The sequence below is a fragment of the Reyranella sp. genome (assembly GCF_965228225.1).
Classification (GTDB): domain Bacteria; phylum Pseudomonadota; class Alphaproteobacteria; order Reyranellales; family Reyranellaceae; genus Reyranella.
On record NZ_OZ245801.1, the window covers coordinates 2,386,082 to 2,398,098 of the forward strand.

Genomic DNA, 12,017 nt, shown 5'->3' on the forward strand with positions numbered 1-12,017 from the left:
GGCCCCGTTTGTTTCGCGTAGTCGAGGGGCCGGTCTACTCGGCCGGCGCTGCCTCGGCCGGTGCTGCCTCGGCCACCGGGTCCTCGGCGACGGGAATTTCCTCGGCCGGCATCTCGCTCATCGCGCCTACGTCACCGCCTGTGGCGGCAATTTCGGCGCGGATGCCATCGAGCACCGAGCTCGAGAGCAGGTCGCAGTAGAGCGACACGGCGCGGATCGCGTCGTCATTGCCCGGGATCGGGAAGTCGATGCCGTCGGGGTCCGAATTGCTGTCGACCACCGCCACGATCGGAATGCCGCGCTTGCGGGCTTCCAGCACCGCGATCGATTCCTTGTTGGTGTCGATGATGAACAGCAGGTCGGGCGTGCCGCCCATTTCCTTGATGCCGCCCAGCGACCGCTCGAGCTTGTCGCGCTCACGGGTCAGGTCGAGCTGTTCCTTCTTGGTCAGGCCGACGACGTCGCCCTTGAGGCGCTCGTCGAGCTCGCGCAGTCGCTTGATCGACGCGGAGATCGTGTTCCAGTTCGTGATCATGCCGCCCAGCCAGCGGTGATTCACATAGTACTGGCCGCAGCGCTTGGCCGCCTCGGCGACCCGTTCGGCCGCGGCAGGCTTGGTGCCGACGAAGAGGACACGGCCACCGCTCGCGACGACGTCGCGAACCTGGCGCAGCGCCTGCTCGAGCAGCGGCACGGTCTTGGTGAGATCGATGATGTGGATCCCGTTGCGCACCCCGAACAGGTACGGCTTCATCTTCGGGTTCCAGCGGCGCGTGTGATGGCCGAAATGAACGCCGGCTTCCAGCAGCTGGCGCATCGTAAACGTCGGCATGGTCATGCCGTTCTCCTTTTCCGGTTGAGCCTCCGCGGGCGTCGTCCCCGACATGGGAACACCGGAGCGAGCGGCGGGATGTCTCCCCGTCGACCGCAAACCCGCGTGCGAAGTGGCGCGTTTCTAGGAGGTTGGCGCCGAAAATGCAAGCGCCAGTGAAATCAAGGCCTTAGCCGATCGTTTTGGCGATCTCGCGCGCCAGTTCGAGCACCGAGAGCGGCGCACTGCCCTCGGCCTTGTTGTTGGCCGTTATCCACACCTTGCGTCCGGCCTTGTAGGCGGCAGCGGCCATCCTGGCCAGCACCCGGCGGGTCTCGACGTCATGGTCGACCAGCCGGTCGAAGGGCTCGTAGCGCTGTTTGGCGGCCTGATAGAGGAACCCGCGATGCAGGTTCCAGCGCACCACGAGCGGTCCTGGCTCCTCGCCGTCCAGCGCTTTCAGCGCCGTTTCCTGCCGCTCGACCTCGGGCATCCGGTCATGGAGGCCGACGCAGTAGCGGATTGCGGCCCGCGACAGCATGCGCATCAGCCGCGGCGTCAGAAGCTCCGGATTGCGCAGTTCCAGTGCGTAAATCGGTATCTGGCCCGCCATCTGGCGCGGCAGGGCGCCGAAGAAGGCTTCGAGACGTTCGATCAGGAGCTGCGTTTCGTCCGCGAGGCCACGCGGCAGCGGCGAGATCTGGAAGACCAGCGGTCCGGCCTTGGCTTTCAGGCCTTCGAGGCATGGGACGACGAATTCACGGGTTGCCAGGGCTGCGTCGAGGAAGTGAGGGTTCGCGACCTTGCCCCTGCCCTCCTCGTCGCGCATCACCGCGTCGCACACGAGCGCCGGCGCCTTCACGACGAAGCTGAACTGGTCCGGCACCTGGCTGGCATAGTGCGCATAGGTGACCGCGGAGAGGGGCGCGTAGAAAGTCCGGTCCAGGCTCACGGTCCGCAGCAGAGGGATCTCCCCGTAGGCCTGGAGCCCTTTCCGGCTGAGCGTCACCTGGGGATGGACGGCGTCGTAGACGAGGCCGCGCCAGCCGGGAAAGAACCAGGAGGATGTGCCGAGCCGGATGTCGGGCGGCAGCACCGGCGCCTCGAGCAGCGGCGAATCCCGCGCCGGCCGGACATCGCCCGCGCCTGCAGCGCGCCGCCTGGGCGGCGGGGCGCCCCCGGTTTCGAAGAGGCCGGGCTGCCGGCTCAAATCTCCTCCACCTGCGCGACGCCCGGCAGGCTGCCGATCGTGTCGCGCAGGCCGCCCGCGATGGAATAGGCCCCAGGCAAGGTGACCTCGGCCTCGGACTCGTCCGTCATCGGCACGACGAGGGTCACGCGGCCGCGGCCGCGCTTGCCCTCCAGCGCCTTGCGCAGCGACTCCAGCGCGACCGGATCGGTGATCACGATGCGCAGGCCCGCCGCCGAATTGGCGACCGCATCGTCGAGCTTCTCGACCGTCTGCGCCGTCAGCTTGACCTGCTCGCCGTCGAGCCGGCCGTCGACCGAGATGAGGACCGCCTGCCCCGCCTCGAGGAGATTGCGCTTCGACCCCAGCAATTCGCTGAAGACGACGCATTCGAAAGCCCCCGACTGGTCGGAGCACTGGAGGAAGGCGAAGCGATTGCCCTTGGCCGAGGTCCGCTCCATGCGATCGATGACCGTGCCGGCCAGCTTGATGCGGCCGGGCGTACCGCGGGCCAGCAGCGCCGGCAGGTCGGCCGCACGACAGACGCCCAGCCGCTGCAGGCTGCGCTCGTAGGCAGCCAGCGGATGCGACGACAGGTAGAAGCCGATCGCCGCGAACTCGTTCTGCAGCCGCTCCATCGGCGCCCAGTCCGGCACCTTGGCCAGTTGCGGGCGCCGCTGGGCGGTGTCGTCGCCGAACAAATTATTCTGGTTGCTGCCGCGCGATTCGTGCGTGGCCTGGGAATGGCGCGTCAGCGCCTCGACGGCAGCGAAGGTCTGGGCCCGGTTCTTGTTCAGCGTGTCGAAGGCTCCCGCCTTCACCAGGCTTTCCAGGAGCCGCTTGTTCAGCGCACGCGAGTCCAGCCGCTCGGCGAAGTCGAACAGATCCTTGAACGGGCCATTGGCCTGGCGCTCTTCGGTGAGCCGGCTCATGGCCTCCTTGCCGACCCCTTTGATGGCGGCCAGCGCGTAGCGGATCGCCTTCTTGCCGTCCGCGGTCTGCTCGACGGTGAACTCGGCCGACGACTTGTTCACGTCCGGCGGCAGCAGTTCGACGTTGATCCTGTCGAGATCGCGGCGATAGCCGTTGAGCTTTTCCACGTTGCCCATATCGAGGGTCATGGTGGCGGCGAAGAACTCGACCGGGTGGTTGGCCTTGAGATAGGCGGTCTGGTAGCAGACCAGCGCGTAGGCGGCGGCGTGGGACTTGTTGAAGCCGTATCCCGCGAACTTGTTGACCTGGTCGAAGATCGACGAGGCATTGTCCGCCTTCACGTTGTTCTTCTCGGCACCCTCGACGAAGCTCACCCGCTGGGCATCCATCTCGGCCTGGATCTTCTTGCCCATGGCGCGACGCAGCAAATCGGCGCCGCCGAGCGTGTAACCGCTCAGCACCTGCGCGATCTGCATGACCTGCTCCTGGTAGATCATGATGCCGTAGGTTTCCTTCAGGATCCCTTCCAGCAGCGGATGCAGGTAGTCCGGCTCCTCCTCGCCGTGCTTGCGCTTGATGTAGCTCGGGATGTTCTCCATCGGGCCCGGCCGGTAGAGCGCCACCACGGCGATGATGTCCTCGAAGCGGTCCGGCTTCATCTTGCGCAGCACGTCGCGCATGCCGTTGCCTTCGAGCTGGAACACGCCCGATCCGTCGCCGCGGCAGAGAAGTTCGAACGTCTTGCGGTCGTCGAGCGGAAGCCTCGGAATATCGATCTTGTCGCGCCCGATGAAGTCCCAGGCCTTCTCGATGACGGTCAGCGTCTTGAGACCCAGGAAGTCGAACTTCACCAGCCCGGCCGTCTCGACCCACTTCATGTTGAACTGGGTGGCCGGCAGCGAGTCGACGCCGTCGGTGTCGCGGAACAGCGGCACGAGTTGGTCGAGCGGCCGGTCGCCGATCACGACGCCGGCGGCATGGGTCGAGGCGTTGCGGAACAAGCCCTCGAGCTGCAGCGCAAGGTCGATCAGGCGCTTGATCTCCTCGTCGGCATTGTACTGCTCCTTGAGCAGGTCCTCGGTTTCCAGCGCCTTGGCCAGGGTCACCGGATTGGCCGGATTGTTGGGCACCAGCTTGCAGATCCGGTCGACCTGGCCGTACGGCATGCCCAGCACGCGGCCCACGTCGCGCAGCACGGCGCGCGCCTGCAGCTTGCCGAAGGTGATGATCGCCGCGACGCGGTCGTGCCCGTACTCGTCGCGCACGTAACGGATCACGCGGTCGCGCTTGTCCTGGCAGAAGTCGATGTCGAAGTCGGGCATCGACACGCGCTCGGGGTTGAGGAAGCGCTCGAACAGCAGCCCCCAGCGCAGCGGGTCGAGATCGGTGATCTTGAGCGACCAGGCGACCAGCGAGCCGGCACCGGAGCCGCGACCCGGTCCCACCGGCACGCCGTTGTCCTTGGCCCACTGGATGAAGTCGGCCACGATCAGGAAGTAGCCGGCGAACCCCATCCTCTCGATCATGTCGAGCTCGTAGGTCAGCCGCTCGTCGTAGCGCGCGAAGTCGATGCCCTCCGCGAGCCTGCCCAGCGCCCGCAGCTCGTCGAGCCCGGTCTTCGCGAGATCGCGCAGGGCCTCGCCCTCGGTGCGGCCTTCGAGCTTGGTGTAGCGCGGCAGGATGGGCTTGCGCGGCGCCGGCATGTAGGCGCAGCGCTGAGCGATCACCAGCGTGTTGTCGCAGGCCTCGGGAATGTCCGAGAACAGGCTGCGCATCTCGGCGGCGGACTTGAAATAGTGCTCCGGCGTCAGACGCCGCCGGTTCGGGTCCTCGATGTGGGCGCCCTGCTCGATGCAGAGCAGCACGTCGTGCGCCTCGTACATCGACTTCTTCGGGAAGTGGACGTCGTTGGTCGCGACCAGCGGCAGGTTGCGGGCATAGGCCAGCTCGATCAGCGGCCCTTCGATGCGGCGTTCCAGATCCTCCCCGTGGCGCTGCAGCTCGAGATAGAGGCGGTCGGCGAACAGGCGTTGCAGCCGGTCGAGCAGATGCTCCGCGGCCGGGGTCTGGCCGGCCGCCAGCAGGCGGCCCACCCCGCTGCCGTTGCTTCCGGTGATCGCGATGAGGCCGTCGGTCGAGCCTTCGAGCTCGGCCAGCGGCAGGGCCGCCACCGATCCGGCCTTGAATTCGAGATGGGCGCGGCTCACCAGCCGCATCAGGTTGAGATAGCCCTCCTCGCTCTGCACCAGCACGGTCAGCCAGTCGACGGTCGGCAGCTTGCTCGCCGTGGCGATGCCGCCCTCTTCCTCGCGCCGGATACCAAGGTCGCAGCCCACGATCGGCTGGATGCCGGCCTTGGAGGCGTACTGCGCGAATTCGAGCGAGCCGAACAGGTTGTTGCGGTCGGTGACGGCGACCGCCGGCATCTCCGCCTCCTTTGCCAGGGAGACGACCTTGTCGACCTTGTTCGCGCCTTCGGTGAGCGAATAGGCGGAACGGACTTTTAGATGGATGAAATCAGCGATGGCCACGGGCCATCATCGCGCCGCGGCCTGTGGACTGTCAGGCATCGAGCACGCCATCTTTCAGCCGCACGGTGCGATCCATGCGGGCCGCCAGCTCGGGATTGTGAGTGGCGACCAGCGCCGCCATGCCGGTTTCCCGCACCAGCCCGAGCAATTGCTGAAACACGGTCTCCGAGGTCGTCGAATCGAGGTTGCCGGTCGGCTCGTCGGCCAGCAGCACCCGCGGCGCGTTGGCCACGGCGCGGGCGATCGCCACGCGCTGCTGTTCGCCGCCCGACAGGCGTCCCGGCCGATGGTCGAGCCGGTCGCCGAGCCCGACCAGGCCCAGGAGATCGGCCGCCCGCTTCCGCGCCGTCCCGCGCGCGACGCCGTTCAGCATCTGCGGCAGCATGACGTTTTCGACGGCCGAGAATTCCGGCAGCAGGTGGTGATACTGATAGACGAAGCCCAGGAAATTGCGCCGCAGGCCCGTACGCTCCCTGTCGGCCATCCGCACCGTCGCCTTGCCGTCGACCACGACCTCTCCCTCGTCGGGCCGTTCAAGAAGACCCGCAATGTGCAGCAGGGTCGACTTGCCGCTCCCCGACTGGCCGACCATGGCCACGATCTCGCCGGCATGCAGATCCACCGACACGCCGCGCAGCACGTCGAGCCGACGGTCACCCTGGACGAAGGTGCGGCGGATGCCCTGCAGGACAAGCGGCTTGGCGGTGTCACTCATGTCGCAATCCTTCGACCGGTTCGATCCGGGTGGCGCGCCACGCCGGATAGGCCGCGGCGACGAGCGAAAGCACGATCGCCACGGCGATGATGAACGCCACCTCGAGCGGGTCCACCCGAACGGGCATGGAGGTGATGAAGTCGACCTCGGCCCCGGCGGTGCCGGCGCCGCCGGTGACGTTCGCGAGCGCGCGGCCGATCGTGGGCATGTTGGCGCAGAGCAGCAGGCCCAGCGCCGCGCCGATCGCCGTTCCGACCACACCCACGGCCGCCGCCGCCATGAAGAAGGCGCGAATGATCGTACCCGGTCCGGCCCCCATGGTCCGCAGGATCGCGATGCTGCCGCGCTTCACGCGCACCAGCATGGTGAAGCTCGCGACCACGTTCATGGCGGCCACGACCACGATCAGCGTCAGGATGATGAACATCATCACCCGCTCGACCTGCAGGGCGCCGACGAAGCGCGCATTGAGGCCCAGCCAGTGCGACACGCGCAGATCCTCGCGGCCGAGCGACCGGCGCAGTTCCTCCGCCACCTTCGGCGCGGCCTGCGGATCCTTCAGGAACAGGTCGATCGAACTCACGGTTTCCTTGCTGTATTCGAGATCCTCCTGCAGCGCCGCCAGCGGGATGAACACCAGGGTGCTGTCGAACTCGTAGCGGCGGCTCATGAAGGTGGCGAGGATGTCGTAGTCGCTGTAGCGCGGCGCGATCGTGCCGCCCTCGTTCAGCTGGTGGGTGACCACGGTCAGCGGCTCCCCGACCCTCACCTGCATCTGCTGGCGCAGCCGTTCGCCGATCACCAGCCCGGGCTTCAGGCCGAACTCCGCCACGTCGCCGAAGATGATGTTCCTCGACACGATGTCCCGATTGAGGAGATCCTCCCGCCGCACGCCGCGCAGCTGCGCACCGCGGGTCTGGCCGTGCCCGGTGACGAGGACCTGGCGCTCCAGGGTGAGCCGCACCGCCTCGACGCCGGGGACGTCCTTGAGCTTCGCCAGCAGATCGGGCGTGGCCTGCAGCAACCCGCCGCGCGCGGCGACGATGACATGGCCGTTCATGCCGATGATCCGGCCCAGGAGCTGCTCGCGAAAGCCGCCCATGACCGAGAGAACGGCGATCAGGGTCCCGACCCCCAGCGCCACGCCGATCAGCGAGAACATCGCGATGAAGGAGACGAATCCCTCGCGCTGGCGGGTGGCGAGGTAGCGCCAGGCGAGCCAGCGCTCGACGACGGGCGCGCGTTCACTCACGGCGCAGGCCCTCCACCGGATCGAGGCGCGCTGCCCGGGCCGCCGGGTAGATCGAGGCGAGCAAGGCGAAGACCAGCGCCATGATCGCGATCCCGGCGACCTCGCTCCATTCGATCCGCGACGGCAGTTCGGCCAGCAGGTAGAGGGTCTGGTCGAACAGCACGATGTCGAAGGTCTGCTGCAGCCACTGCCGGATCGCCTCGATGTTGCGCGCGAAGGCGAGGCCCAGCACGACACCCAGGATCGTCCCGGCGCCGCCGATCGACAGCCCGTCGAGCAGGAAGATCCGCATGATGGCAGCCCGGCTGGCGCCCATGGTGCGCAGGATGGCGATGTCGGCCGTCTTGGTCCGCACCAGCATGACCAGGCTCGACACGATGTTGAAGGCCGCGACGAGCACGATCATCGTCAGGACCAGGAAGATCATGTTGGTCTGGGCGACGACGGCCGAGAAGAAGCCGGCATTGGCCTGGAACCAGTCGAACACCCAACCCTGCGTTCCGACCGCCTGCATCAGCAGCCGACGCGTCTCCGCGGTCGAGGCCTTGTCCGACACGAACACCTCGATGCCCGTGACGGTGGGCCCGAGGTTGAGCATGTGCTGGGCGTCCTGCAGCGGCGCGTACACGAAGTTGGAGTCGTAGTCGTACATGCCGGTGCAGAAGATCGCGGCGACCTTGACCGCGGCTGAGCGCGGCATGACCCCGAGCGGCGTCGCGACGGAGACCGGCGACACGAGCTGCAGCCTGTCCCCCACCTTCAGGTTCATGAGGTCGGCCAGGCGGCGGCCGATCACCACGGTAAAGTCGTCGCCGAAGCCCTTGAGGGTGCCCCAGTCGATCGGCTTGTCGTCGTCGGACTTGCACAGCGTGCGATAGCGTTCGCGGTTTTCCGGCGTTCCCTCGATCGCCGATGCGAGCGGCGGGCGGTTCCGGATGTCGTCGGGCCGCATCCCGCGCAGCACGATCCCGCGCACGCGGTCGCCGGCGACGGCCATGAGCTGCCCCTCGGCCGTCGGCGTGGCAGACTCGACGCCCGGCACCGCGGCCAGCCGCTTCAGAAAGTCGGGCGTGGGCTCGAGGGGGCCGCCATTGGACTGGACGCCCAGCTGGCCGCTGATGCTCGACATCTGCGCCAGCATCTCGACGCGAAAGCCGTTCATCACCGACATCACGACGATGAGGGTACCGACCCCCAGCGTGATGCCGATCAGCGAGAAGCCGGCGATCACCGAAATGAAGCCTTCCTCGCGGCGGGCCCGCAGGAAGCGGAAGGCAATCAGGCGTTCGGCGGCGAAGGACATGGCGGAGCCCTGTCCGCGGCTCAGCCGAACCGCGCGAGGACCTGTTCGGGCGCCAGCTCCTCGCGGGCGCCGGTCTTGCGGTTCTTGACCTCGAGCTTGCCCGCGGCGATTCCCTTCGGGCCGACGATGACCTGCCAGGGGATGCCGATCAGGTCCATGTCGGCGAACTTGCCGCCCGGCCGGATGTCACGATCGTCGTGCAGCACCGCGACGCCCTTGGCCGAGAGCGCGTCGTAGAGCTTCTGGCAGGCGCCGCCGACGGCACCGTCGTCCGGCTTCAGGTTGACGATCGCCACCTTGAAGGGCGCCACCTCGTCCGGCCAGACGATGCCGGCATCGTCGTGGCTCGCCTCGATGATGCCGCCGACCAGGCGCGAGACGCCGATGCCGTAGGAGCCCATCTCGACGGTGATCTGCTCGCCGCCGGGACCGGCGACGACGGCGTTCATCGGCTTGGAGTACTTGGTGCCGAAATAGAAGATGTGGCCGACCTCGATGCCGCGCGCGGCGAGACGCTCGCCCTCGGGCAGCGCCTCGAACGCCTTCGCGTCGTGCATCTCGTCGGTCGCCGCGTAGAGCGACGTCCACTCGTTCACGATGCCCTGCAGGTCCGACGCATAATCGATCGTGCGGCTGAGGATGTCCTTGTCGACCAGCCCCTTGTGGCAGAACACGGCGCTCTCGCCGGTCTCGGCCAGGATGATGAACTCATGGCTGAGATCGCCACCGATCGGGCCGGTGTCGGCGCGCATCGGAATAGCCTTCAGGCCCATCCGGGCGAAGGTGCGCAGATAGGCCACGAACATCCGGTTGTACGAGTGGACCGCGCCCGCCTTGTCGATGTCGAAGGAGTAATTGTCCTTCATCAGGAACTCGCGACCGCGCATGACGCCGAAGCGGGGTCGGACCTCGTCCCGGAACTTCCACTGGATGTGATAGAGATTCTTCGGCAGGTCGCGATAGCTCTTCACGCCATCCCGAAAGAGCGTCGTGATCATTTCCTCGTTGGTCGGGCCGTACAGCATCTCGCGATCGTGGCGATCCTTGATGCGCAGCATCTCCGCCCCGTAGGCCTCGTAGCGGCCGCTTTCGCGCCACAGGTCGGCCGACTGGATCGTCGGCATCAGCACTTCCTGGGCACCCGCCCGGTCCTGCTCCTCGCGCACGATCCGCTCGATGTTGCGCAGGACCCGAAGGCCGAGCGGCAGCCAGGCATAGATGCCGGCGCTGGTCTGGCGGACGAGGCCGGCGCGCAGCATCAGCCGATGCGAAACGATCTGCGCTTCCGACGGAGTCTCCTTCATCGTCGGCAGAAAGTACTGGCTCATGCGCATGCGGAATCGGTCCTCGGTCGGGGTATCGGGATGGCGGCGGACTGTAGGGAACGGGTCGCCCAAAGGCAAACCTGGACGGTATGGCTGGCTATTCACAGCCCTGTGCCCGCACACTGGACGCGACTTTCGGGGAGAGCGGGATGCTGGAGCGACTTTTCAAGCTGAGCGAGAACAACACCAACGTCCGGACCGAGCTCGTCGCCGGCCTCACGACGTTCCTGACGATGGCCTACATCATCTTCGTCAACCCTTCGATCCTGGCCGAAGCCAAGATGCCGTTCGGCGCCGTGTTCGCCGCCACCTGCGTGGCGGCTGCGGTGGGCTGTTTCCTAATGGCCTTCCTCGCCAACTACCCGATCGCCCTCGCCCCCGGCATGGGTCTCAACGCCTATTTCGCCTTCGGCGTGGTCGGCGGCATGGGCCACACCTGGCAGGTCGCGCTGGGCTGCGTCTTCATCTCCGGCATCATCTTCCTGATCATCAGCGTGCTGCCGATCCGGGAATGGATCGTCAACGCGATCCCGAAGTCGCTCAAGATGGCGATTGCAGCCGGCATCGGCCTCTTCCTGGCGCTGATCGCGCTGAAGAATGCCGGCATCGTCGTCGGCAATGCGGCGACCCTGGTGGCCCATGGCAAGATGACGAGCTGGCCGGTGGTGATGGCGGTCCTGGGCTTTGCCATCATCGTTGCCCTCGAACACCGCCGCGTCATGGGCGGCGTGATCATCGGCATCCTGGTCGTCACCGTGATCTCGATCCTGGCCGGGCATCAGAAGTTCGCCGGCATCTTCGACACCCCGCCGTCGATTGCGCCCGTGTTCCTGCAGATGGATCTTGCCGGTGCCCTGCAGGTCGGCCTCGTGACGGTGGTCTTCGCCTTCTTGTTCGTCGACCTGTTCGACAATACCGGCACCCTGATTGCGCTGGCCCACCGCGGCGGCTTCATGCGGCCCGACGGAACCGTGCCGCGCCTGCGCGGCGCCCTCATTTCGGATAGCGCCTCCGCGATGATCGGCGCCGCCCTCGGGACCTCGACGACGACCAGCTACATCGAGAGCGCCTCGGGCATCAATGCCGGCGGCCGGACCGGGCTCACCGCTGCCGCCGTTGGCGTTCTCTTTCTGCTGGCGCTCTTTCTCTCGCCGCTCGCCGGATCGATCCCGGCCTATGCGACCGCGCCGGCCCTTCTCTATGTCGCGTGCCTGATGGCCCGCGGACTCACCGAGATCGAATGGAACGACATCACCGAGGCGGCGCCGGCGGTGATCACGGCGATCGCCATGCCCTTCACCTTTTCGATTGCCGACGGCATCGCCTTCGGTTTCATCTCGTACGCCGGGATCAAACTTGCCGCCGGCCGGTATCGCGACATCCATCCGGCCGTCGCAATCCTCGCTGTGCTTTTCGTGATCAAATATGTGGTCATTGGATGAACAGCGAAAAGGTGCGGACATTAGTTTGTCGTCGAACGACCTCACCGTTGCAGATTCTTCTGTCCGCCACCCATGGATCGAAAGAAAAGGTCTTGGCAATTCCCAGGCGACACGCTAAACAGCCTACGCGTTGGGCGTAGCCCGAGTTTAGGGAGGAGAGCGGCGGAAGCCGCCTACGACGAGTTTCGGGGGTAGAGGACGGCGGACCACGGGTCCGCCGTTTCCTTTTGGGGCGAGAGGCGCGCGGATCGTGCGGGCTCAGGACCCTTCGAGACGCCTGAAACTCAGCAGATCGAGCTGGTAGAACCCGTAAAAGGCGAGCCACAGTGCCGCCGCGACGAAGGTCGTGATGATGGCCTTGCGGAGCAGCTCCGGGCGCTCCGGCGCGCCCGTCTCCTGGCCCCTGCCCGGGTTTTCGACGCGCCTGACGCCCAGCGGCAGAACCATGAAAAGCGCGATCCACCAGATCACCAGGTAGACCATGATGCCGGTAGCCCAGCCCATGGCGCGATGCTC

9 protein-coding genes are annotated in these 12,017 nt (G+C 66.7%); 1 reads left to right on the forward strand and 8 read right to left on the reverse strand.

Features of this window, described 5'->3' with window-relative positions; all coding sequences use genetic code 11:
* Nucleotides 1–34: 34 nt before the first annotated feature.
* The 7 genes from rpsB to proS form a co-directional block, all read right to left on the reverse strand.
* On the reverse strand, nucleotides 35–838 hold the full coding sequence (gene rpsB, locus ACO07K_RS11405) for a 30S ribosomal protein S2 (protein WP_422036049.1): 804 nt from the start codon (nucleotides 836–838) through the stop codon (nucleotides 35–37).
* A gap of 163 nt (nucleotides 839–1,001) precedes the next feature.
* A complete protein-coding gene (locus ACO07K_RS11410) occupies nucleotides 1,002–2,021 on the reverse strand; it encodes a DUF72 domain-containing protein (RefSeq protein WP_422036050.1) in 1,020 nt (339 codons plus the stop codon).
* Nucleotides 2,018–5,464 (reverse strand): DNA polymerase III subunit alpha, encoded by a 3,447-nt coding sequence (gene dnaE / locus ACO07K_RS11415; RefSeq protein WP_422036051.1) that lies wholly within the window; start codon nucleotides 5,462–5,464, stop codon nucleotides 2,018–2,020. The genes ACO07K_RS11410 and dnaE overlap by 4 nt, the downstream gene beginning before the upstream one ends.
* Nucleotides 5,465–5,495: 31 nt before the next feature.
* A complete protein-coding gene (locus tag ACO07K_RS11420; RefSeq protein WP_422036052.1) occupies nucleotides 5,496–6,179 on the reverse strand; it encodes an ABC transporter ATP-binding protein in 684 nt (227 codons plus the stop codon).
* Nucleotides 6,172–7,431 (reverse strand): ABC transporter permease, encoded by a 1,260-nt coding sequence (locus ACO07K_RS11425; protein WP_422036053.1) that lies wholly within the window; start codon nucleotides 7,429–7,431, stop codon nucleotides 6,172–6,174. Before ACO07K_RS11425 ends, ACO07K_RS11420 begins: the two co-directional genes overlap by 8 nt.
* Entirely contained in the window at nucleotides 7,424–8,734 is a 1,311-nt protein-coding gene (locus tag ACO07K_RS11430) for a lipoprotein-releasing ABC transporter permease subunit (protein ID WP_422036054.1), read from the reverse strand. The genes ACO07K_RS11425 and ACO07K_RS11430 overlap by 8 nt, the downstream gene beginning before the upstream one ends.
* A 20-nt stretch (nucleotides 8,735–8,754) precedes the next feature.
* Nucleotides 8,755–10,068, reverse strand: coding sequence for a proline--tRNA ligase (gene proS / locus ACO07K_RS11435; protein ID WP_422036055.1), 1,314 nt, complete (start codon nucleotides 10,066–10,068; stop codon nucleotides 8,755–8,757).
* A 140-nt stretch (nucleotides 10,069–10,208) separates the two neighbouring features.
* Between proS and ACO07K_RS11440 the strand changes: the two genes are divergently transcribed.
* Nucleotides 10,209–11,501 (forward strand): NCS2 family permease, encoded by a 1,293-nt coding sequence (locus ACO07K_RS11440; RefSeq protein ID WP_422036056.1) that lies wholly within the window; start codon nucleotides 10,209–10,211, stop codon nucleotides 11,499–11,501.
* Between the two features lie 258 nt (nucleotides 11,502–11,759).
* Here the strand turns inward: ACO07K_RS11440 and ACO07K_RS11445 are convergent, their stop codons facing one another.
* Entirely contained in the window at nucleotides 11,760–12,005 is a 246-nt protein-coding gene (locus tag ACO07K_RS11445) for a DUF1467 family protein (RefSeq protein WP_422036057.1), read from the reverse strand.
* Nucleotides 12,006–12,017 lie beyond the last annotated feature (12 nt).

What these genes read in the sequence shown, in the direction of transcription:
- ACO07K_RS11420 (WP_422036052.1), bottom strand. Translation starts at nt 6,179, where the DNA reads ATGAGTGACACCGCCAAGCCGCTTGTCCTGCAGGGCATCCGCCGCACC.
- rpsB (WP_422036049.1), bottom strand. Translation starts at nt 838, where the DNA reads ATGACCATGCCGACGTTTACGATGCGCCAGCTGCTGGAAGCCGGCGTT.
- ACO07K_RS11440 (WP_422036056.1), top strand. Translation starts at nt 10,209, where the DNA reads ATGCTGGAGCGACTTTTCAAGCTGAGCGAGAACAACACCAACGTCCGG.
- ACO07K_RS11445 (WP_422036057.1), bottom strand. Translation starts at nt 12,005, where the DNA reads ATGGGCTGGGCTACCGGCATCATGGTCTACCTGGTGATCTGGTGGATC.
- ACO07K_RS11430 (WP_422036054.1), bottom strand. Translation starts at nt 8,734, where the DNA reads ATGTCCTTCGCCGCCGAACGCCTGATTGCCTTCCGCTTCCTGCGGGCC.
- proS (WP_422036055.1), bottom strand. Translation starts at nt 10,068, where the DNA reads ATGCGCATGAGCCAGTACTTTCTGCCGACGATGAAGGAGACTCCGTCG.